The organism is Burkholderia pyrrocinia (assembly GCF_022809715.1).
Lineage (GTDB): Bacteria > Pseudomonadota > Gammaproteobacteria > Burkholderiales > Burkholderiaceae > Burkholderia > Burkholderia pyrrocinia_C.
Genome location: NZ_CP094461.1, coordinates 769,503 through 790,403 on the forward strand (window position 1 = coordinate 769,503; position 20,901 = coordinate 790,403).

The window sequence follows — 20,901 nt, forward strand, 5'->3', positions numbered from 1 at the left end:
CCCATGCCGAGTGCCCTGCCCGCTCGCCTCGAATCCGGCCGCCGCTATCCGCTCGGCGCGACCTGGGACGGCCTCGGGACCAACTTCGCGGTGTTTTCCGCGCACGCGCAGCGCATCCAGCTGTGCGTGTTCGATCCGACCGGCCGCAGGGAACTCGCGCGCCTCGATCTGCCCGAATGCACCGACGAGGTGTGGCACGGCTACCTGCCCAACGCGCATCCGGGCACCGTGTACGGGTTTCGCGCGGACGGCCCGTACCAGCCGCAGCACGGCCATCGCTTCAATCCGACCAAGCTGCTGCTCGACCCATACGCGCGCAAGCTGGTCGGCCATTTCCGCTGGTCGGACGCGCTGTTCGGCTATCGCGTGCATTCGAACCGCGCGGACCTGTCGATGGACCGGCGCGACTCGGCGCCCGCGATGCCGAAATGCGTGGTGGTCGACGAGGCGTTCGACTGGAGCACCGACCGGCGCCCGCGCGTGCCGTGGCGCAGCACGGTGATCTACGAGGCGCACGTGCGCGGCGTGTCGATGCGCCGCGCCGGGCTGCGCGCGCCCGAACGCGGCACGTTCTCGGCGTTGGCGCATCCGGCTTTCATCGATCATCTGCTGTCGATCGGCGTGACGACGGTCGAGCTGCTGCCCGTCCACGCGTTCCTGCAGCAGCGCGAACTCGTGAAACGCGGGCTGCGCAACTACTGGGGCTATGACACGGCCGCGTTCTTCGCGCCGGAACCCGCGTATCTCGCGACGCGGCGGCTCGACGAGATGCGCATCGCGATCCGCCAGCTGCATGCGGCCGGCATCGAGGTCGTGCTCGACGTCGTCTACAACCATACTTGCGAAGGCAACGAGCTCGGCCCGACGCTGTCGTGGCGCGGCCTCGACAACGCGAGCTACTACCGGCTCCTGCCGGGCGACCATCGTTTCCACGTCGACGAGACGGGCTGCGGCAACACGCTGAACCTGTCGCACCCGCGCGTCGTGCAGATGGTGATGGATTCGCTGCGCTACTGGGCCACCGCGTTCAACGTCGACGGCTTCCGCTTCGATCTCGGCGTGACGCTCGGCCGCGAGGATCACGGCTTCGATCCCGGCGCGGGATTTTTCGATGCGCTGCGGCAGGACCCGGTGCTCGCGCAGCGCAAGCTGATCACCGAGCCGTGGGATCTCGGCCCCGGCGGCTACCAGCTCGGCCGCCACCCGCCGGGCTTCGCCGAATGGAACGACCGCTTTCGCGACACCGTGCGGCGCTTCTGGCGCGGCGACGCGGGCCAGCGGCCGGAACTCGCCGCGCGGCTCGCGGGGTCGGCCGACCTGTTCAACCACCAGCGGCGCCATACGTGGGCGTCGGTCAATTTCGTCACCGCGCACGACGGTTTCACGCTCGCCGATCTCGTGTCGTATGCGGACAAGCACAACGACGCGAACGGCGAGGACAACCGCGACGGCCGCGACGACAACTGCAGCGCGAACTGGGGCGTCGAAGGGCCGAGCGCCGACGCGGCGATCCGCGACGTGCGCGCGCGCGTCGCGCGCTCGATGCTCGCGACGCTGTTCACCGCGCTCGGCACGCCGATGCTCGTCGCCGGCGACGAGTTCGGCCGCACCCAGCACGGCAACAACAACGCGTACTGCCAGGACAACGAGCTGTCCTGGCTCGACTGGGACCTGGCACGCAGCGACGAAGCCGTGAAGCTGATGCGCTTCGTATCGCGGCTCGCCGCGCTGCGGCGCATGTACCCGCTGATGTCGGCGCCGCGCTATCCGTCGGGCGATCACGACGGCGCGCCCGGCATGGCCGAGATCGACTGGTTCGACGAACGCGGCGACGCGCTGACCGTGCCCGCGTGGCACGACCGCGAACGCCGCGCGCTGACGATGCGGCGCGTCGGCGCGGGCCGCACCGGGCGCACCGAATCGCTGCTCGTGATGCTGAACGCGTCGTCCGAGACGATCACGTTCGCGCCGCCCGCGCCCGTGCTCAACTATCGCGTGCTGGTCGACACCGCCGCGCCGGACGCCGGCCCGCGCGCATGGCCGGCCGACGGCCTCGACGTCGCCGCGCATGCGGCCGCGGTCGCCGTCGCGGCCGTGCCGCCCGACCCGCCTTCGTGAGGACCGCCATGACGTCACGTTCCGCTCATCCGCCCGGCACGCATGCGTTCGCGTCGTCGTTCGGCGCGACCTGCATCGATGCGGGCCATACGCGCTTCCGGCTGTGGGCGCCCGCGAGCCGCACCGCGGCCGTCGAGCTGCACGACCCGAGCGACCGCACGATCGCAATGACGCCGGCCGGCGACGGCTGGTTCGAAGCGCTCGCGCCGTGCGGGTCCGGCACGCTGTATCGCTACCGGCTCGACGGCGCACTCACGGTGCCCGATCCCGCGTCGCGCTTCCAGCCGTACGACGTACACGGCCCGAGCCAGGTCGTCGATCCGGCCGCGTATCGCTGGCGTCACGACGCATGGCGCGGCCGCCCGTGGCACGAGACGGTGCTGTACGAACTGCACGTCGGCGCATGCGGCGGCTACGCGAGCGTCGAGCGGCGCCTGCCGGCCATCGCCGCGCTCGGCGTGACGGCGATCGAGCTGATGCCCGTCAATGCGTTCCCCGGCACGCGCAACTGGGGTTACGACGGCGTGCTGCCGTTCGCGCCCGATGCATCGTACGGGCGGCCCGACGAGTTGAAGGCGCTCATCGACGCCGCGCACGGGCTCGGGCTGCAGATGTTCCTGGACGTCGTCTACAACCACTTCGGCCCCGACGGCAACCTGCTGCCGCGCTACGCGCCCGCGTTCTTCCGCGCGGACCGGCAAACGGCGTGGGGCCCCGCGATCGACTTCGCGCGTGCGCAGACGAGCGCGTTCTTCATCGACAACGCGCTCTACTGGCTCGACGAATACCGCTTCGACGGGCTGCGCATCGACGCCGCGCATGCGATCGACGACGATGCGTGGCTGCGCGAGCTCGCGCGCCGCGTGCGCGCGCATGCGGGCGACGCACGCCACGTGCATCTCGTGCTCGAGAACGAACGCAATGCGGCGAGCCTGCTCGGGCCCGGCCGTTTCGATGCGCAATGGAACGACGATTTCCACAACAGCGCGCACGTGCTGCTGACCGGCGAGCGCGACGGCTATTACCGCGCGTACGCCGACGCGCCGCTGCGCCATTTCGCGCGCACGCTCGGCGAAGGCTTCGCGTACCAGGGCGAGCCGTCGCCGCTGCATGACGGCGCCGCGCGCGGCGAGCCGAGCGCGCACCTGCCGCCGACCGCGTTCGTCGCGTTCCTGCAGAACCACGACCAGATCGGCAACCGCGCGTTCGGCGAACGGCTGCGCACGCTCGCGAACGACGATGCGCTCCGCGCGGCCACCGCGCTGATGCTGCTCGCGCCGCAGATTCCGCTGCTGTTCATGGGCGAGGAGGAAGGCAGCACGCAGCCGTTCCAGTTCTTCACCGACTATCGCGGCGCGCTCGCCGACGCCGTGCGCGAAGGCCGGCGCCGCGAATTCGCGGCGTTTCCCGCGTTCGCCGATCCCGCGCATCGCGACGCGATTCCCGATCCGAACGACATCGCGACGTTCGTGCGCTCGTTGTCGAAACACCCGGCCGACGAAGCATGGCCCGACGCCGACGCATGGCGGCGCTTCTACCGCAGCGCGCTGGCCGTGCGCGCGGCGCTCGTGACGCCGCACCTGACGGGCGCGCGCGCGCTCGGCGTCGACCTGCTCGCGGGCGACGGCGAACCGCAGGCGCTCGCCGCACGCTGGCGGCTCGGCAACGGCAGCACGCTGACGATCGCGCTGAACCTCGGCTCGCACGACGCGGTGCTGCCCGCGCTGCCGGTCGGCAAGATCGTGTTCGAGACGCCGCCGCGCGCGCGCGACCGGCTGCGCGACCTGCGCCTGCCGCCACGTGCGTGCATCGCGTGGCGCGACGGCGCGGTCAACGACGATGCGCTGAGTCACCGCCCGAACGGGCGAGGCCCATCATGACGACCGACGTATCGATCGCGGCACTCGCCCGTTCGGCCGGACTGGAAACCGACTGGACCGACGCGGGCGGCGTCGCGCGGCGGGTGGGCGACGATGCGCTCGCCGCGCTCGTCGACGCGCTCGGCTGGCCGTGCGGCACCGCGCTCCAGCGCGTCGACAGCGCGGCGGCGCTCGCCGATGAGAACGCGGCGCCGCCGCGCATCGTCACCGGCGATGCCGGCCTGCCGCTGACGCTGCCGCATACGATCGCACTGCCGGGCGCACACTTCCGAATCGCGCTCGAAACCGGCGGCTACGTCGACGGGCGCGTGGCCGGTGCGGGCGGGCACGGCACGCTGCCGCCGCTCGCGATGCCCGGTTATCACGCGCTAGACATCGGCGAGCAGCGCATCGGGCTCGCGATCGCGCCGCTGCGCGCGCGCCCGTTCGACGCGTTCGCGCGCGCGCCCGACGCAGGCCGCCGCTGGGGGGTCGCGGCCCAGCTGTACAGCCTGCGCCGTATCGGCGACGAAGGCGCGGGCGACTACACCGCGCTCGCGCGGCTCGCCGCGCACGCGGCGCGGCACAGCGCGCAGGCGGTGGCGATCAGCCCGACGCACGCCGGTTATCCCGCGCTGCCCGCGCACGACAGCCCGTATTCGCCGTCGTCGCGGCGCTGGCACAACGTCGCGTATCTCGACTGCGACGCGGTGCCGGGCGCCGAGGCTGCGCTTCACACGCGCGACGATGCAGTCGATGCGCCGCTGATCGACTGGCCGCGCGTGCTGCCGCAGAAGCTGCGCCGCCTGCGCGCATGCTTCGATGCATGGCGTGCCAACGGCACGCCGTCGCGCGACGCGTACCAGCGCTTTCGCGCGGCCGGCGGCGCGGCGCTCGACGCGCATGCGCGCTTCGACGCGCTGCAGGCGTTCTGCATCGAACACGGGATCGGCGCGGACTGGCGGCAATGGCCGGCGCCGTGGCGCATGCCGTCATCGGCGGAAGTCGATGCGTTCGCGCACGCGCATGCCGACACGATCGCATTCCACACGTTCCTGCAATGGTGCGCATCGCGCGCGCTCGGCGACGCGCAGCATGTGGCGCGCCGCGCAGGCATGGCGACCGGGCTGATCGCCGATCTCGCGGTCGGCTCCGATCGCGCGGGCAGCGACGCATGGGCGCACGGCACGACGCTGCTGCGCGGCGTGTCGCTCGGCGCGCCGCCCGACCTGTTCAATGCGGCCGGCCAGGCGTGGGGCGTGACGACGTGGACGCCCGCCGCGCTGCGCGCCGACCGTTTCGTCCCGTTCATCGAATTGTTGCGCGCGGCGTTCGCGCATGCGGGCGGCATCCGCATCGACCACGTGCTCGGCTTCGCGCGGATGTGGATCGTGCCGGACGGCGGCACGCCGCGCGACGGCGCCTACCTGCGCTATCCGGTCGACGATCTCGTGCGGCTCGTCGCGCTCGAGGCGGCACGCCATCGCGCGATCGCGATCGGCGAGGATCTCGGCACGGTGCCGGGCGGTTTGCGCGAGCGGCTCGGCGCACAGGGAATCGCGGGGATGCGCGTGCTGTGGTTCGAGCGCGATGCGACCGGCGCGTTCCGGCCGCCGTCCGCGTGGGATCGCGATGCGATCGCGATGACGTCGACGCACGACTTGCCGACCGTGGCCGGCTGGTGGCGCGGGGTCGATCTGGGGTGGCGGCGGGTGGCGGCCGACAGCGGAAGCCGCAAAACGGCGCGGCCGACAGCACGCCGGGCGATGCGAGTGCGCAAGACCCGAACGAAATCGTGCAATGCGCCGACGTCGGGCATGACACCGTGCCCCGCCCCGAAGCAGGCCGCGCCACGCCTCCGCCTGCGTCCGATCCCGACCTGATCGCCGCCCAGGCGGAACGCGCAACCGAACGCGCGGCGCTGTGGCACGCGCTGCAGCAAGCAGGTTGCGCGCCCGCCAACAGCGCCGTCCCGCCGGCCGGCGCGCCGCCCGTGAGCGCGATACTCGCGTACGTCGCGCTCAGCCCGTCGCCGCTCGCGATCCTGCCGCTCGAGGATCTGCTCGGGCTGGATGAGCAGCCGAACCTGCCGGGGCCGCCATGCGGCCATCCGAACTGGCTGCGGCGCCTGCCGCGCGCCGTCGATATGCTGTTCGACGCCGACGCGCGCAAGCGCATCGCGGCCGTCGAGCACGCGCGCCGCTCGCGGGAGCGCGACCCATGACGCCGCGCGCGACGCTGCGGCTGCAGCTGCATGCGGGTTTCACGTTCGACGATGCGGCCACGCATGCCGACTACTTCGCGCGCGTCGGCGTGAGCCATCTGTACCTGTCGCCGGTCACGACGGCCGAGCCCGGTTCGCTGCATGGCTACGACACCGTCGACTACGGCTCGGTCAGCGCCGAACTCGGCGGCGAAGCCGGCCTGGTCCGGCTCGTCGGCGCGCTGCGCGCACGCGGCATCGGCGTGATCGTCGACATCGTGCCGAACCACATGGGCGTCGGCGGCGCGTCGAACGGCTGGTGGAACGACGTGCTCGAATGGGGGCCGGCGAGCCCGTACGCACACTGCTTCGACATCGACTGGCATCCGCCCGACGCGGCACTCGACGGCAAGGTGCTGCTGCCCTGCCTCGGCACGCCGTACGGCGACGCGCTCGCGGCCGGCGACATCGCGCTCGGCGCCGATCCGTCGACCGGCCGCTTCTTCGTTGCGTGCCCGGGGCGACAGCTGCCCGTGTCCGCCGCCACCTATGCGGACATCCTGCGCATCGCGAACCGCTCGGACCTGAACACGCTCGCCGAACGCTTCGGTGCCGTGCCGGCGCGCGACAGCGCCCGGCTGGCCGCCGCGCATGAGGCGTTGCGCGATTACGCGGCCGCGCACGGCCCGCATGCGTTCGACGCCGTGCTGCGCGGCGCCGATCCGCGCAACGCACGCTCGCGCGCGTGGCTGCACCGGCTGCTCGAACGCCAGCACTACCGGCTCGCGTGGTGGCGCACGGCCTCGGACGAACTGAACTGGCGGCGCTTCTTCGACATCGCGACGCTCGCGGGCATCCGCAGCAACGACGATGCGGTGTTCGACGCCGTCCATGCGCTGCCGTTGCGCCTCTACGCAGCCGGATATATCGACGGGGTGCGCGTCGATCACGTCGACGGGCTCGCCGATCCGCGCGCGTACTGCCGGCGGCTGCATGCGCAACTCGCGGCGCTGCGCGACCAGCCGCCGTACGTCGTCGTCGAAAAAATCCTGGCGCCCGGCGAAGCGCTGCGCGATGACTGGGGTGTCAACGGCACGACCGGCTACGACTTCATGAACGACGTCGGCGCGCTGCTGCACGACCCGGCCGGCGCCGCGCCGCTGGCCGCCCACTGGGCGGCGGTGTCCGGTTCGTCGCGCACGTTCGCGCAGGAGGCGCTCGACGGCAAGCGGCGCGTGCTGATGCGCCAGCTCGCCGCCGAGCATGCGCGCGTCGCGCGGCTGCTGCACGGCATTGCGCGCGCGTCGCCCGCGACGCGCGACGTCAGTCTGGTCGCGATCCAGCGCGTGCTGGGCGAACTCGCGGTGCGGCTGCCGGTGTACCGGATGTATCCGGCGCAGGAAGACCCGCCGGCCGACACCGACCGCCGGGTGCTCGCGAAAGCGTACGAAGGGGCATGCGCGGCCGTCGATCCGGCCGACCGCTACGCGCTCGACCGCGTCGCCGCGTGGCTCGGGTTGCCGGTCGTGCGCGTGCCGCGCGCGGGCGCCGCCGCGCTGCACGCGGCCCGCGTCGCGTTCGCGCAGCTCACCGCGCCTCTCGCCGCGAAGGGGGTCGAGGATACGGCCTGCTATCGCTACGGCCGGCTGCTGTCGCGCAACGAGGTCGGCGCCGACGCGAGCGACTTCAGCCTGTCGCGCGGCGCATTCCATGCGCGCAACCGGCGCCGCGCCCGAATCGTGCCGCATACGCTCGTCGCGACGGCCACGCACGACCACAAGCGCGGCGAGGACGCGCGCGCGCGGCTCGCGGTGCTCAGCGAGATGCCCGACGCCTGGCGCGCGGTATCGCTCGACTGGTCCGCGCTCAACCTGCCCCGGCGCGGCGGCGCGCATCGCGACCTGGCGTGGGCGCCGGGGCCGGCCGCCGAGGCGATGCTGTACCAGACGCTGGTCGGCTGCTGGCCGCCGTCGCTGATGCCCGACGACGACGCGGGGCTCGCGGCGCTCGCCGAACGCGTGGTGCGCTGGCAGACGAAGGCGCTGCGCGAAGCGAAGCGGCATACGGACTGGCTCGCGCCGGAGACGGACTACGAGCGCGCTTGCGAAGCGTTCGTCCGCGCGATCCTGACGCCGCGCGGCGCAGGCGATTTCGCGCACCGGCTGCATGCGTTCGTGGCGCGGATCGCGCCGGCCGGCATCGTCAACAGCCTGACGCAGACGGCCCTGCGGATCGCGTCCCCCGGCGTGCCCGATCTGTATCAAGGTACCGAGCGATGGGATCACTCGCTCGTCGATCCGGACAACCGGCGCGACGTGCCGTTCGCGGCGCTGGCGGCCGAGCGCGTCGACGCGCCGGTCGAATCGTACCTGCCGACCTGGCCGGATGCGCGCGTGAAACGGGCGCTGGTCGAACGGATGCTCGCGCTGCGCGCGCGGTGGCCGGCGACGTTCGCCGACGGTGCGTATGTGCCGCTGCGCGTGCGCGGCACGCTCGGGCGTCACGCGGTTGCGTTCGCGCGGTGCGGCGATGCGGCGACCGTGGTGGTCGTAGCAACGCGGCTTGCGTGCCGGCTGTTCGGCGACAGGCCCGGCTTGCCGCGCGTGGAGCCCGCGTTATGGGGCGATACGGCGGTCGTGTTGCCGCGTGGTGCCAAAGGGCCCTGGACGGACTGGCTGAATGCGCGGGACGGAATCGACGCGCCGGATGGCTTGATCAGGCTCGATCGCTGTCTGGCTGCGCTGCCTGTCGCCGTGCTCGTCGCGGCTCACCCAACCCCAACGGATCGGAATCCCTGAATCGCCCGGTCGTAATCGAATTTATGCAAAACGGTCCGCGTGTAATCGTTTTTGTACGCCCAAAATCGATTTCTGCCCGGAACGGGCGTTCATAGTCGATTTTGCGCAGCGACGGTACCGCATGGCTTATCGCGAACCGTGATGTCACCGTATCCCTGGCCTTTCGCGACGGGGAATCGAGCGATCGCGCGAGAGTCGGTCGTTACCGGCCAGAACGACCGGCGGGACAGTAAGCGCCCGACATCACGACCACTCGTCCGGCGGCATCGTCCCGCCGTCGTCCTCCCACAGCGGCGCGCCCGCGTTGTCGCCATGGCCAGCGGTCACGGTCCCTTTCGCATCGCGGTCCTTCGACCGTCGCGTCTCGCCGCGCTTCGCCGCACGAACCCGCGTGCGCGTCGGCGTCACGGTGCGCTGCCCGCCGCCCCGGCGCTCGTCGGCCGATGCCGTGCCTTTTGTCTGCCGCACATTCGAACCCGCATTCATCGTTTCTCTCCTGCGTCACTGAAAAACCGAAAAACCGGTGAAAACGCCGCAATTTCGATGCCGCCCCCGGGCAAGCGTCTTGCTACGTGTTCGTACCGAATCAGCCGCAGGAGCCGACGATGCCGACCGAACCCCACACGCCGCCTGCCACGCGCCGCCGGCTCGGCGAATGGCTGACCCACGAGGAAGCGCACATGGCCGCGTTCCGCGAAAAGATCGCGGCCGACGCGCGCGCGCATGCCGGCGAACGACTGCGCACGCCGGCCGTGCAGGCACTCGCGCGGCTGTTCGACGACTGCCCCGTGCTGCGCATGGGCCTCGTCCGCGCGATCGACGAGGCGGTCGAATCCGGCCGCCGGCTCGGCTACACGTCGATCGGCGAACTGATGACCGTGATCGACCACCTGATGACCTACACGCCGCCGTTCAGCGAATCGAGCCTGATCGTGTGCCCGCTGAACGCGTTCCTCGACTGGCCGATGTGCATGCCGTCGGGCCACGCGGTGTTTCGGGACGCAACCGTGAACGCGTACCTGAAACGGGTGCTGAACGTATGGTGCGACTTCCTCGGCGGCCCGCATTCATGCGAGCATCTCGACGCGTCGGCGCCCGACGGCTGGTTCTGCGACGAAGCGAGCAAGCGCATCGGGCTGTCGCAATTCCGCTATCGCGACGATCAACCGCACCTCGGCTTCGATTCGTGGAACGACTTCTTCACGCGACGCTTTCGGGAAGGCGCGCGGCCCGTCGACGCGCCGGACGATCCGCACGTGATCGTCAGCGCGTGCGAGGCCGCGCCGTACCACACCGAAACGAACGTGAAGCTGCGCGACACGTTCTGGATCAAGGCGCAGCCGTATTCGCTGCACGACATCTTCACGCGCGCGGGGCGACCGCTCGCCGAGCGCTTCGTCGGCGGCGATCTCTACCAGGCCTATCTCAGCGCGTACAACTACCATCGCTGGCATGCGCCGGTGCGCGGCACCGTCACGCATGCGTACCGGATCGACGGCACCTACTACTCGGTCGCCGAAGCCGAAGGCCCGGACCCGGCCGGGCTCAACGACTCGCAGGGCTACATGACGGCGGTCGCCGCGCGCGCGATCGTCGCGATCGAGAGCGACGACCCGGGTATCGGCACCGTGGCCGCGGTATTCGTCGGGATGGGCGACGTGTCGTCGTGCGTGATCGAGGTCTTGCCGGGCCAGCGCGTCGACAAGGGCGACGAGATCGGCCGCTTCCAGTTCGGCGGCTCGACGTACTGCCTGCTGTTCGAGGCCGGCGTGATCGAGCGCTTCCTGTACGCGCCGCCGTTCGACGGCGACACGCCCGTCGCGCAGGTGAACGCGTCCGTCGCGATCGCGCGGTGAGCAGCGCGCCCGCGCGTCATCGTCACGCGTCACGCATCGGTGCCGTCCGGTTCGTACCCGTCGTGCCGCTGCACGCACCGCAGCACCGACAGGCCGTCGGCCGTCAACGCGGGCCGGCGCTCGCCCGCCGCGCCGTCGCCCTGCATCACGATCAGGTTCCGTTCGACCAGCGCGGCGACGTCCTCGCGATCGATCTGGATCTGTTCCGGTGCGCGATACACCAGGAACAACGCGGCAAATTCATGGGCGGTCAGCATGCTCGTTCCCCGTTGACGGCTTCACGCGATGCGACGACGGCGTCGCATCGGCATGCGGCGCGACACGCGCACCGGCGATCGTCGATGCGTGCACGGACCATGCCAATCCGCGCGAAGCGGCGCTCGTCCGAGCCGTGGGCGCGCGGCCCGATATGGCACCGCGCGGCGTCCGGCCGCCCGTGCAAAGTTTTCAACGACGTGTAATGCCGGACGCGAGCGGGCCGAACGCGAACGCGGGTCAAACGCGTCGGCCGCGGCGCCTCGATCAGGAGCGCCGCGAACGGGACATGCCGGCCTTCACGCTGCCTGCCGCCGCACGGCCGTGCGCGCGGAAATAGCCGCTGTGCAGTACCACGCCGCCCTTGCCGTCCGCCAGCACCTCCGCGCACGCAGCCTCGATACGCGCGCGGCCGCGCTCGAACGCGTCGCGCAGGTCGGCTTCCAGTGCCGACGGCGCGCCGAAATGATCCTCGAGCGCCTCGACCGTGATCGCGCAGTGCTCCGGCTGGCCGTCGACGTCGACGGTGAAGCACAGTTGCAGCGCCGCGCCGTCGAACTCGGGCGGCGCATCGGCCAGTGTCACGCGGCGGGGGGAATCGGCCGGCATCGGATCACGCGCTCCGCGACGCGAGGCTTTCGACCAGCGCGCCGCTGAATGCCGGCAGGTCGGCGGGCTTGCGGCTCGTGATCAGGTTGCCGTCGCGCACGACTTCCTCGTCGACCCACTTGCCGCCCGCATGGCGGATGTCGTCCTGCAGGCTCGGCCAGCTCGTCATCGTGCGCCCTTCCACGAGCCCGGACGACACGAGCAGCCAGCCGCCGTGGCAGATCGCGGCGATCGGCTTGCCGGCGCCGACGGCCGCCGTCACGAACTCGCGCGCGGCCGGGATCATCCGGATCGCGTCGCCGTTGACGACGCCGCCGGGCAGCACGACCGCGTCGTAGTCGCCCTCGCGCGCGTCGTCGAACGTGCGGTCGACCTTCACGCGCGCGCCCTTGTCGACGTGCCTGAACCCCTGGATTTCGCCGCGTTTCTGCGAAATCACGTCGACCTGCGCGCCTTCGGCCGCCAGCGCGCGTTGCGGTTCGACAAGCTCGGCCTCCTCGAAGCCGTCGACCGCGAGGATCGCTACCTTGCAATGGTCCAGTCTGCCGCTCATGGAAACCTCCGTGGATGCCGCGGCACCCTTTATGCCGTCCCGGTCACGGAGCAATCGCCGTGCCGCGTGCGACCGACCGGACGACGGCGACAAGAGACCGGCCGAAACCGGCCCATGCCGCGCCGCCGCGCACGGGCTGAAAAGATTTCAACGGCGTGTAACCCGACCCGGCACGATTACTGCAGGCGGGTTGCCGCATCGAGCATCGCGTCGGTCAGTTCGACCGTCAGCGTCAGATCGTCGTCGTCGTTGTCGGGGAGCCGGTCGAGCATGTCCCGCACGGCCTCGTGCAGCATCGTGTGCACGCGCATCCGGGCGCCGTCGTCGAGGCCCGCGTAGCGTTCCATCGTGTCGCAGTCGAGCACCAGCACGACCGAATGCCGCCCCGTATCGGGTGGCGCATCGGCCTCCATCGACCACGCCGCATGAAACGTGACCGTGCCTGTCTCGACGTCGAGACGGACCGTCGTATCGAGATCGCCGGCGTCGGCCGTGTCGGCGTCCGTTGCATCGTCTTCCAGACTGATCCGGGAGTTCGATCGCATGGTGTCCTCCTGCGTGGCGGCCGCGCGCGCTCGCTTCAAACGGCGCCGGCCATTCGGTTCGTATGCGGATGTAATGCGGATGTCACGAGGTTTTCGTGCTGAACGAAGAGCGCGGAATGGCACGCCTGCGCGGACTTTGCAGCAAGGGCCATACCTCCGGCGGCAGGGCGCCGCGCGGCACGCGAATTGCGGCGCCGTTGCCCGTACGTCCCTGCGACGCCATCCGGAGCCCTGCAATGCCTTCCGCTTCCGCTTCCCGCGCGCACGGCAAACGCCCGACGCGCCGCCCCGGCCGGGCCCGCAGCGCCGATCCGCAACATCGCAAGCGCTGGTCCGCCGAAGTCACGCAAAAAAGCGACGTGCTCGACATCGAGCCCGACATCTTCAAGTCCGACGATCCGGGCGCTATCGCCGCTTCGCTGAAGCGCTCGGCCGAACGGAGCCGCCGCCGCAAGTCTTCGCCGTTCCAGTCGGCGATGTCGATGCTGAACTTCTATGTGAACCGCGCGGGCCGCAACCTGCCGAAAACGCGCCGCGCGACGCTCGAACGCGCGAAGCGGAAACTGCGCGAAGCCTTCGGCCGCAAGCCGTGACGGCGGCCGGCCACCGCCGCATCGCCCCGCCCGAATCGCGCGCATGCACGAAACGCCGTGGTACCTGATCGTCGGCGCGGTGCTGATGGGCATAGGCATCGCGACATCCGCGCTGCGCCACCTGCCGTGCAGCACCGCGATGATCTATCTCGTGCTCGGCATCGCGCTCGGCCCGGCCGGCACCGGGTTGCTGCGTCTCGACCTCGAACGGGACGCGCCGCTGCTGCGCTCGATCGTCGAGGTTGCGCTGCTCGTGTCGCTGTTCGCGATCGGGCTGCGGCTGCGCGTGCCGCCGTCCGACCGGCTGTGGCGCGTCCCGTGCCGCGTCGGCCTGCTCGCGATGAGCGTCACCGTGCCGCTGCTCGCGATGCTCACGATGCGCCGAGCCGTGCGCGCATCTTCGCGGTGATCCGCTGGCGCGCCTCCGCATAACCTTCCCACGGATCGCGCTTCAGCCCGTCGAGACGCGCGTGCAGCGTGTCGATCGTCCACTGCGCGCCGCCCGTCGTATCGGGCACCTCGTCCCAGCCGAGCGGCACCGACACGCCCATGCCCGGCCGCGCGCGCGCCGAATACGCGGCGATCGTGCTCGCGCCGCGGCCGTTGCGCAGATAGTCGACGAAAATCTTGCCGCGCCGGTGGCGCGGCCCCATCGTCGCGGTGAAGCGCTCGGGCAGCGCGCCCGCCACGTGCTGCGCGACCGCGCGCGCGAAGTCTTTCACGTCGTCCCATCCCGCGTGCCGCGCGATCGGCACGACGACATGCAGCCCCTTGCCGCCGCTCGTCTTGCAGAACGACGCGAGCCCCAGCTCGTCGAGCAGCCCGCGCACGAGTTGCGCGGCGTCGATCATCGCGCGCCACGGCAGCGCCGGATCGGGATCGAGGTCGAACACGATGCGGTCCGGCCGCTCGATACTGGATGCGTGCGCATTCCACGTATGCAGCTCGATCGTGCCCATCTGCGCGGCGCCGAGCAGCGCGTCGACGCTGTCGATCGACAGCAGCGGCCCGTGGCCGGGATCCAGCCCTTCGTGCTGCGTGACGAACGGAATCTCGAGGCGCTCCGCATGTTTCTGGAAGAACAGCTCGCCCGTGATGTCGCCCGGCGCGCGCACGAGCGACACGGGCCGGCCCTTCAGGTCGGGCAGCAGCCACGGCGCGACCCATTGCCAGTAATGCGCGAGGTCGATCTTGCGCGTGCCGTGCTGCGGATCGAGCACGCGATCGGGATGCGTGATGCGCACGCGGCCGACGTGGTCGGCGCCGGATTCGCCGCGCGCGTCGCCGGACGATGCGTGCGATGTCGCGCGACGCTGGCGGCCGCTCCCGGCATCCGTGTGCCGTGCGCGTTCGTGCTTGTCGTGCTTGTCATGTTTGTCGTGCGCTGCATCGCGTTCGTCCATCGTCGTCTCCGTTTCGGTGTGGCGCGGCATCTCGCGGACGATCTGCGCCGCCGGCTTGTCTTCCCGCAGCGCGACGAACGCCGCCTGCCGCACGATGCCGTCGCCCGTCCATTCCGCGAATTCGCATTCGGCAACGAGCGTCGGATCGATCCAGTGCACGCGCGTGCGCGACCGTTCGCGCGGCGGCGGGTCGAACGGCGTCGTATCGCGTTCGTGCCTGCGCAGCATCGCGGCGAGCCGGTCGAGCATGCGCGCATCGAACCCGGTGCCGACCCGGCCGACATAGCGCAACGGCGGCGTGCCGCGCCGCCGCTTGCCGCCCGATTCAGGCTCGTACACACCGAGCAGCAGCGCGCCGAAGCCGTGCCGGCTGCCCGACGGCTCCGTGTAGCCGCCGATCACGAACTCCTGCCGCCGCCGGCATTTGAGCTTGATCCACGCGGCCGAGCGGCCGGCGCGATAGCGTGAATCCGCGCGCTTGCCGATCAAGCCTTCGAGGCCGGTGTCGCACGCGCTCGCGATCAGCGACGCGACGTCGCCGCCGAGATCCGGCGAATAGCGCAGCCGCGCGGCGTCGCTGCCCGCCAGCAGCGGTTCGAGCAACGCGCGGCGCGCGGCGAGCGGCACCTCGCGCAGATCCCGGCCATTCAGATAGGGCAGATCGAACACGAACAGCGTGATCGCGTCGGAACGGCCCGCGCCGAGCGCGTTCTGCAGCGCCTGGAAGTCGGGCAGGCCGCTGTCGCCGAGCACGACGGCCTCGCCGTCGAACCACGCGTTTTCGATCTCGAGCGCCGCGAGCGCATCGCGCTGCGCACGCAGCTTCGCGGTCCAGTCGCGGCCCTCGCGCGTCATCAGCGCGACGTGCCGCCGCGCACCGCGGCCCGACACGCGCGCGAGAATCCGGTAGCCGTCGAACTTCACTTCGTAGCGCCAGTCGCCTTGCGCGGGCGGAGCATCGACCAGCGTCGCGAGCTGCGGCGCGACGCGCTCGGGCAGCGGTGTGCGGACAGCGCCTTCGACGTGCGACAGGTCGGCGTCGACGTCGGCTGGCGGATTGCGATCCTTGCGGTCGCGCGGCGTGCCGCGTGTACGGGGCGCATCGTCGCGGCTGCGTCGTGACGAGCGTGCGGACGTGCGTGCGGACGGTGATGCATCGGCGGGCGCCGCGCGCGCGGCCCGCGCACTGCGGTCATGCACGCTGCCCGGCTGCTGCGCGACGACATCGAATTCGTCCGCATCGCGTGCGTCGTCGTCGCGCTCCTTGATCAGCAGCCATTGCGGCTGGCGGCCCTGCTGCCGCCCGCTGCGCACGAGCGCCCAGCCGCCGTGCAGCTTTTCGCCATCGAGCCGGAACGTCAGCTTGCCCGCGCGATAGCCGTCGCGCGCCTGCGCGACGCCGCCGTCGGGCGTCCACGTCCCTTCGTCCCATACGACGACCGTGCCCGCGCCGTAATGTCCGGGCGGAATCTCGCCTTCGAACGATGCATATTCGAGCGGATGGTCCTCGACCTGCACGGCCAGACGCTTCACCGACGGATCGACGCTCGGCCCCTTCGGCACGGCCCACGATTTGAGCGTGCCGTCGAGTTCGAGACGGAAGTCGTAATGGAGCCGCGTTGCGTGATGTTCCTGGATCACGAAACGCAACGGATGGCGCGCCCGGGCAGCCGTGCGCGCCGGCTTCGTCTGCTTGGTCTGCTTCGACTCGGCGCCCGGCTTTGCGCGACGCTTCCCGTGAGCGCCTTCCGGCTCCGGCGTCGCGTCGAAGCGGCGTTTTCGACGATAGGGATCGAGCTTGCCTGCCATCGCGTCACCTCCTGTCGCGCGGTGTCATGCGGCGTGCTTCCGGCGCGCGGCGGTCTTCTTCGCAGCATGCGCGCCCGTCGCGCCCTGCTTCGCGGCCGGCCGTTTCGCGGTTGCTTTCGCGGCGCCCCGGGCGGAAGCCTTCGCGGCCGGCTTGCGTCGCCCGCTCGCGGTGCGCGGCGCGGACGCGCCGGTGTCGTCGTCCTCGCGCGCGGCACGCGCGCCGCCGCCGCCCTTCAGGCTGCGCTTCAACAGCTCGGTCAGGTCGACGACGTTGGTCGCCGTGCGCGCCGTTTGCGCCGGCCGATCCTCGATCTCCTCGACGCTGCCCGCGCGCACCTTGCGCTCGACCAGTTCGAGGATGTCGTCGCGGAACGTGTCGCGATACTCGTCGGGCGTCCACGTGCCCGACATGTCGTCGATCAGCTTCTTCGCCATCGCGAGCTCGCGCGCGCTGACGCCCGCGCGCTTCGCGTCGCCGGCCGGCACCGGCAGCTCGTCGAGCGGGCGCAGTTCCTCCTGCCAGCGCAGCGTATCGAGCGCGAGCAGCGGCCCGACCGGGATCAGCGCGCCGAGATGCTGGCGATCGTGCATCACGACGTGCGCGATGCCGATCTTGCCGCTGTCCTGCAGCGCGTCGCGCAGCAGCGCATAGACCTTCTCGCCCTTGCGGTCCGGCACCAGGTAGTACGGTGTGTCGAGATACAGGAACGACACGGCGTCCGCGTCGACGAACGTGACGATATCGACGGTCTGCGTCGATTCGGGGTTCGCCGCGCGAATCTCGTCGTCGGTCAGCACGACATAACGCTCCTTCTCGTACTCGTAGCCGCGCACGATGTCCTCGCGTGCGACCTCCTTGCCGGTGCGCTTGTTGATCTGCCGATAGCCGACCGGGTCCATCGAACGCTTGTCGAGCAGCCTGAACGACGGCTTCACGGTGCGCGTCGCCGGGAACAGCTGCACGGGCACGTGAACGAGCCCGAAGCTGATCGCGCCTTTCCAGATCATCCGTGCCATGGGTGTCCTCCTTGCGGCATCGTTGCGCCGGACGCCGTCGTCCTCGGCCGATGCTACGGCCGGCGGCCGCGGCTGCGCCGCACGATGCTCACGTGTCCGTTGCGCTCCAGGATCGCCGCGTCGACGTCGGACAGGTCGGTCGCGCCGGTCGCCTGCCGCACGCTTTCGCGCACGTCGGTCGGCGTAAGCAGCGCGGCGCGCATCTGTGCGTCGTCGAAGCGGCCGTTGCGATATACCTCGCGCTCGGCGCCTACCAGCATCCGCTCGAGCCGGCGCGAGCGCACGCATGCCCAGCCGATCGCACGATGCAGCAGCACGATCGCGAGCGACGCCGCGACGGTCGCGACGAACGGAGACGCGCCGACCACCGCGCGGCTCAGGATCGCGCCGAGCAGAATGCCGACCACGTAGTCGAACGGCGAACGCTGCCCGAACGCGCGCCGCCCGGCGATGCGAATCAGCACCAGCGCGATCACGAACACGACGATCGCACGCAACGCCATCTGGCCGGGGCCGAGCATCCGGCCCTGCCCGAACAGCGCGACGACGACGTCCATGATCGCGGCGCTGCTACGCGGGCAGGTCGACCGCCTGCTGCTTGCGCGCCCGGATCCGGTGGCGGCCGAGGTCGTCCGGGAACGTGTGCGTTACCGCGTCGGGATCGACCGCCACGCGTTGTGCCGAGTCCGGCGGATACGCGGCGATCGTCAATAGCCGTCCTCCACCGACGGCCGCGACCGGCTTCAGGTGCCTGAACGCCTCGCGCACGTCTCGCTGCGCGGACGGCGGCGTCTTGCCGGCTGGTGGGGGATTCGTCATCGAGGTGTCCTCGTGGAATTCGATGGCCGTCCGCCGCGCTCGCGGCCGCGCGGCCGCGCGGGCGGCGGTCGGCGTCGGCCTCGGCGTCAGGGCGCGCGCAACGCCGCGTCGAGTTCGGCATCCGTAATATCGAGCGCCACGTTGCATTCGATCGCGTCGTCCTCGACGCGCGGCTTGCGTTCGTCCACCGCGCGTCGCGCGCCATCGCACAGATACGTGCGCACGCGCAGCCGGTCGTCCTCGCCGAGCCACGCATAACGCTCGACCACGTGCGGATCGAACCGCAGGTCGACCGTGCAACGCCATTCGCGCGCACTTTCGTCGACCGGCACGCGCACCCACGACACCTGGATCGTCAACCGCCCGGATGCGTCGTCCGCATGCACGACGACGGTCGACTCCGACGGGAAGCCGTTCGCGAGCGCGTGCTCGAGTTCCGCGACGCGCTGCGAGCGGTCGGGCGCGCCGGTCATCGTCGCACGACGCCCAGCAGCAGCGTGACCAGGAAGATCACGACGAAGATGTAGAACAGGATCTTCGCGATCTCGGCCGCGCCGGCCGCGATGCCGCCGAAGCCGAGCACGGCCGCGACGAGCGCGATGATGAAGAAAATGATGGCGTATCGAAGCATGGAGCCCTCCTGAATGACAGCGGTCGCGAACACACGTCGTCGTCGATCACGCATCGTGCTTGTGCCTGGGTTTGCCGCGGACCGGCGTGGAAGCCATTTTCTCGAGTTCCTTCTCGCTCATCGACCTGGCCATCGACTTCGCCGGCGGCTTGAGGTCCTTCATCTTCGTGTCGCCGCGCTTGGCCGACAGCGCGGCCCCGGCAGCACGCTGCTGGGCCTGGGATTTTGCTGGCATGGTTGCGCTCCTCTCGTTGGCGCGCGCGCTACGACGCAATGTCGGTGCAACAGGCCGCACGCGCGCGGTTCGGTCGCCCGGGTCGTCATGCGGCGTCACGGCGCCGCAGGTCGGCCGGCGGGATCTTCATCGCCTGGCGATACTTCGTCACCGTGCGACGCGCAAGAAGAATGCCGCGCCCCGCGAGGTTCTGCGCGAGCGTGACGTCGGACAGCGGATCGGTTTGACGCTCGGCCGCGATCATGTCGCGGATCAGCACCTTGGCGGCCGCTGCCGAGCACACGCCCTTGCCCGCCGCCTCGAGCTTGCGCGGGAAGAAGTGCTTGAATTCGAACGTACCGTGCGGCGTGGCCATGTACTTGTTGCCCGTCGCGCGCGACACGGTCGATTCGTGCAGCTCGAGCTCATCCGCGATGTCGCGCAGCACGAGCGGCTTCATCGCGATCTCGCCGTAGCGGAAGAAATCGCGCTGCCGCGCGACGATGCATTCGCCGACGCGCTGGATCGTCTCGAAGCGCTTCTGCACGTTGCGGATCAGCCAGCGCGCTTCCTGCAACTGCTGGCCGAGCGGCGAATCGCGCTCGCCGCTCGACTGCGCGAACAGCGTCGCATAGCGCTCGTGCAGGCGCGCGCGCGGCAGCACGGCCGGGTTGATCGTCACGATCCACTCGTCGCGCACCTGGCGCACGATCACGTCGGGCACCACGTAGTCGCCGCGCGTGCTGCCGTAGTGATTGCCGGGGCGCGGATCGAGCCCGCGCACGAGCGCGCATGCGGCGTGCAGCGTCTGCGGGTTGCAGCCGATGCGCCGCTGGATCTCGGCCGTCTCGCGGCGCGCGAGCCGTTCGAGATGCTCGCGCGCGATCGCCTTCGCTTCCGCGAGCGCCGGCGTGCCCGCCGGGATCGCGTCGAGCTGCAGTACCAGGCATTCGGACAGCGAGCGCGCGGCGATGCCCGGGCGGTCGAGCATCTGCACGAGCCGCAGCGCGACCGCGAGATCCTGTTGCGACAGCAGCAGCGCCGGATCGGCCGCGACCAGCAGGTCGGGCAGCTCCTGGCGCAGGTAGCCGTCGTCGTCGAGCGCATCGATCACGATGCGTGCGGCTTCGCGGTCGCGTTTGTTCAGCGGGTAGAGCCGCAGCATATCGTGCAGCTGCTGATGCAGCGACGGCTCGGCGGCCATCCATTCGCCGGGCGACAGGCCGTCGGCGTCGTCGCCCTGGCGGCCCGTACCGCGCGGCGCGGGCGCGGCCGTATACGACACCTCGCCGCCCGGCGGACGCACGTCGTCGGGTTCGGGCGACGCTTCGGGCGCGGCGGCTTCGGCCGCCTGCTCGGGCGTTCCGGCGGCGGCTTCCTCTTCGCCGTCGCCCTGGCCGTCTTCGAGAAACGGGTTCATGTCGAGCGCCTGCCGCAATTCCTGTTGAAACTCGAGCGAGGACAACTGCAGCAGCCGCAGCGACTGCTGAAGCCTCGGCGTAAGTGCGAGATGCTGTCGCATCTGCAGCGCAAGCGAGACGGACATCGAAAGCCTCCTGACGGTTCGGTTCGCGGTATTTCGTCGACAGGGTTTACGCAGCTTTCGTGCCAATCCGTCC

18 protein-coding genes and 2 pseudogenes are annotated in these 20,901 nt (G+C 70.9%); 7 read left to right on the forward strand and 13 right to left on the reverse strand.

Annotated features, from left to right (window positions below; all coding sequences use genetic code 11):
- Positions 1-3: 3 nt before the first annotated feature.
- The 4 genes and pseudogenes from glgX (at position 4) to treY (ending at position 8,978) form a co-directional block, all read left to right on the forward strand.
- Positions 4-2,118, forward strand: coding sequence for a glycogen debranching protein GlgX (gene glgX, locus MRS60_RS33545; protein WP_131949596.1), 2,115 nt, complete (start codon positions 4-6; stop codon positions 2,116-2,118).
- A gap of 8 nt (positions 2,119-2,126) precedes the next feature.
- The gene (gene treZ / locus MRS60_RS33550) at positions 2,127-3,998 is read left to right on the forward strand and encodes a malto-oligosyltrehalose trehalohydrolase (protein ID WP_243566968.1); all 1,872 of its coding nucleotides are present in this window, start codon (positions 2,127-2,129) and stop codon (positions 3,996-3,998) included.
- Positions 3,995-6,201, forward strand: a pseudogene (malQ, locus tag MRS60_RS33555) (4-alpha-glucanotransferase). The gene treZ and the pseudogene malQ overlap by 4 nt, the downstream one beginning before the upstream one ends.
- Positions 6,198-8,978, forward strand: a complete 2,781-nt coding sequence (gene treY / locus MRS60_RS33560) for a malto-oligosyltrehalose synthase (protein WP_243566969.1) — start codon at positions 6,198-6,200, stop codon at positions 8,976-8,978. The pseudogene malQ and the gene treY overlap by 4 nt, the downstream one beginning before the upstream one ends.
- A gap of 243 nt (positions 8,979-9,221) precedes the next feature.
- Here the strand turns inward: treY and MRS60_RS33565 are convergent, their stop codons facing one another.
- Positions 9,222-9,464: a hypothetical protein gene (locus MRS60_RS33565; protein ID WP_175747912.1), complete on the reverse strand. Its 243-nt coding sequence runs from the start codon at positions 9,462-9,464 to the stop codon at positions 9,222-9,224.
- Between the two features lie 119 nt (positions 9,465-9,583).
- Between MRS60_RS33565 and MRS60_RS33570 the strand changes: the two genes are divergently transcribed.
- Positions 9,584-10,834 carry a phosphatidylserine decarboxylase family protein gene (locus tag MRS60_RS33570; RefSeq protein WP_243566970.1) on the forward strand — a complete coding sequence of 417 codons (1,251 nt, stop codon included), beginning with the start codon at positions 9,584-9,586 and terminating at the stop codon, positions 10,832-10,834.
- 29 nt (positions 10,835-10,863) lie between these two features.
- Here MRS60_RS33570 and MRS60_RS33575 read toward each other — a convergent pair whose 3' ends face one another.
- From MRS60_RS33575 to MRS60_RS33590, 4 genes are all read right to left on the reverse strand, one after another.
- Entirely contained in the window at positions 10,864-11,091 is a 228-nt protein-coding gene (locus MRS60_RS33575) for a hypothetical protein (protein ID WP_034184450.1), read from the reverse strand.
- A gap of 265 nt (positions 11,092-11,356) precedes the next feature.
- Positions 11,357-11,698 (reverse strand): DUF1488 domain-containing protein, encoded by a 342-nt coding sequence (locus MRS60_RS33580; RefSeq protein WP_034184451.1) that lies wholly within the window; start codon positions 11,696-11,698, stop codon positions 11,357-11,359.
- 4 nt (positions 11,699-11,702) lie between these two features.
- Positions 11,703-12,251, reverse strand: a complete 549-nt coding sequence (locus MRS60_RS33585; RefSeq protein WP_034184452.1) for a type 1 glutamine amidotransferase domain-containing protein — start codon at positions 12,249-12,251, stop codon at positions 11,703-11,705.
- 176 nt (positions 12,252-12,427) lie between these two features.
- Complete coding sequence (locus MRS60_RS33590) at positions 12,428-12,796, reverse strand: hypothetical protein (RefSeq protein WP_034184453.1); 369 nt, start codon at positions 12,794-12,796, stop codon at positions 12,428-12,430.
- 236 nt (positions 12,797-13,032) lie between these two features.
- Between MRS60_RS33590 and MRS60_RS33595 the strand changes: the two genes are divergently transcribed.
- Together MRS60_RS33595 and MRS60_RS33600 are read left to right on the forward strand one after the other, a co-directional pair.
- Positions 13,033-13,389, forward strand: a complete 357-nt coding sequence (locus MRS60_RS33595) for a DUF3175 domain-containing protein (RefSeq protein ID WP_131949602.1) — start codon at positions 13,033-13,035, stop codon at positions 13,387-13,389.
- 43 nt (positions 13,390-13,432) lie between these two features.
- Positions 13,433-13,756 (forward strand): annotated as a pseudogene (locus MRS60_RS33600) (cation:proton antiporter); the annotation flags it as partial.
- Positions 13,757-13,760: 4 nt separating this feature from the next.
- Here the strand turns inward: MRS60_RS33600 and ligD are convergent.
- From ligD to MRS60_RS33640, 8 genes are all read right to left on the reverse strand, one after another.
- Positions 13,761-16,601 (reverse strand): DNA ligase D, encoded by a 2,841-nt coding sequence (gene ligD / locus MRS60_RS33605; RefSeq protein WP_243566971.1) that lies wholly within the window; start codon positions 16,599-16,601, stop codon positions 13,761-13,763.
- 24 nt (positions 16,602-16,625) lie between these two features.
- Positions 16,626-17,618, reverse strand: coding sequence for a Ku protein (locus MRS60_RS33610; protein ID WP_105391551.1), 993 nt, complete (start codon positions 17,616-17,618; stop codon positions 16,626-16,628).
- 53 nt (positions 17,619-17,671) lie between these two features.
- Positions 17,672-18,175, reverse strand: coding sequence for a DUF421 domain-containing protein (locus MRS60_RS33615; RefSeq protein WP_034184458.1), 504 nt, complete (start codon positions 18,173-18,175; stop codon positions 17,672-17,674).
- Between the two features lie 13 nt (positions 18,176-18,188).
- Positions 18,189-18,437 carry a hypothetical protein gene (locus tag MRS60_RS33620; protein WP_034184459.1) on the reverse strand — a complete coding sequence of 83 codons (249 nt, stop codon included), beginning with the start codon at positions 18,435-18,437 and terminating at the stop codon, positions 18,189-18,191.
- 86 nt (positions 18,438-18,523) lie between these two features.
- Positions 18,524-18,910: a DUF3022 domain-containing protein gene (locus MRS60_RS33625; protein WP_175747923.1), complete on the reverse strand. Its 387-nt coding sequence runs from the start codon at positions 18,908-18,910 to the stop codon at positions 18,524-18,526.
- Positions 18,907-19,068, reverse strand: coding sequence for a DUF1328 domain-containing protein (locus MRS60_RS33630; RefSeq protein ID WP_034184461.1), 162 nt, complete (start codon positions 19,066-19,068; stop codon positions 18,907-18,909). Before MRS60_RS33630 ends, MRS60_RS33625 begins: the two co-directional genes overlap by 4 nt.
- 46 nt (positions 19,069-19,114) lie before the next feature.
- Complete coding sequence (locus MRS60_RS33635) at positions 19,115-19,303, reverse strand: DUF3008 family protein (RefSeq protein ID WP_217589180.1); 189 nt, start codon at positions 19,301-19,303, stop codon at positions 19,115-19,117.
- Between the two features lie 85 nt (positions 19,304-19,388).
- Positions 19,389-20,828: an RNA polymerase factor sigma-54 gene (locus MRS60_RS33640; RefSeq protein WP_243566972.1), complete on the reverse strand. Its 1,440-nt coding sequence runs from the start codon at positions 20,826-20,828 to the stop codon at positions 19,389-19,391.
- Between the last annotated feature and the right edge of the window lie 73 nt (positions 20,829-20,901).

Excerpts from the sequence above, each read along its gene's own strand:
- ligD (WP_243566971.1), bottom strand. The coding sequence starts at position 16,601 with ATGGCAGGCAAGCTCGATCCCTATCGTCGAAAACGCCGCTTCGACGCG.
- MRS60_RS33635 (WP_217589180.1), bottom strand. The coding sequence starts at position 19,303 with ATGCCAGCAAAATCCCAGGCCCAGCAGCGTGCTGCCGGGGCCGCGCTG.
- MRS60_RS33565 (WP_175747912.1), bottom strand. The coding sequence starts at position 9,464 with ATGAATGCGGGTTCGAATGTGCGGCAGACAAAAGGCACGGCATCGGCC.
- MRS60_RS33610 (WP_105391551.1), bottom strand. The coding sequence starts at position 17,618 with ATGGCACGGATGATCTGGAAAGGCGCGATCAGCTTCGGGCTCGTTCAC.
- MRS60_RS33580 (WP_034184451.1), bottom strand. The coding sequence starts at position 11,698 with ATGCCGGCCGATTCCCCCCGCCGCGTGACACTGGCCGATGCGCCGCCC.
- MRS60_RS33630 (WP_034184461.1), bottom strand. The coding sequence starts at position 19,068 with ATGCTTCGATACGCCATCATTTTCTTCATCATCGCGCTCGTCGCGGCC.
- MRS60_RS33620 (WP_034184459.1), bottom strand. The coding sequence starts at position 18,437 with ATGACGAATCCCCCACCAGCCGGCAAGACGCCGCCGTCCGCGCAGCGA.
- MRS60_RS33570 (WP_243566970.1), top strand. The coding sequence starts at position 9,584 with ATGCCGACCGAACCCCACACGCCGCCTGCCACGCGCCGCCGGCTCGGC.
- glgX (WP_131949596.1), top strand. The coding sequence starts at position 4 with ATGCCGAGTGCCCTGCCCGCTCGCCTCGAATCCGGCCGCCGCTATCCG.
- MRS60_RS33640 (WP_243566972.1), bottom strand. The coding sequence starts at position 20,828 with ATGTCCGTCTCGCTTGCGCTGCAGATGCGACAGCATCTCGCACTTACG.
- MRS60_RS33595 (WP_131949602.1), top strand. The coding sequence starts at position 13,033 with ATGCCTTCCGCTTCCGCTTCCCGCGCGCACGGCAAACGCCCGACGCGC.
- MRS60_RS33575 (WP_034184450.1), bottom strand. The coding sequence starts at position 11,091 with ATGCTGACCGCCCATGAATTTGCCGCGTTGTTCCTGGTGTATCGCGCA.
- MRS60_RS33585 (WP_034184452.1), bottom strand. The coding sequence starts at position 12,251 with ATGAGCGGCAGACTGGACCATTGCAAGGTAGCGATCCTCGCGGTCGAC.
- treY (WP_243566969.1), top strand. The coding sequence starts at position 6,198 with ATGACGCCGCGCGCGACGCTGCGGCTGCAGCTGCATGCGGGTTTCACG.
- MRS60_RS33615 (WP_034184458.1), bottom strand. The coding sequence starts at position 18,175 with ATGGACGTCGTCGTCGCGCTGTTCGGGCAGGGCCGGATGCTCGGCCCC.
- treZ (WP_243566968.1), top strand. The coding sequence starts at position 2,127 with ATGACGTCACGTTCCGCTCATCCGCCCGGCACGCATGCGTTCGCGTCG.
- MRS60_RS33625 (WP_175747923.1), bottom strand. The coding sequence starts at position 18,910 with ATGACCGGCGCGCCCGACCGCTCGCAGCGCGTCGCGGAACTCGAGCAC.
- MRS60_RS33590 (WP_034184453.1), bottom strand. The coding sequence starts at position 12,796 with ATGCGATCGAACTCCCGGATCAGTCTGGAAGACGATGCAACGGACGCC.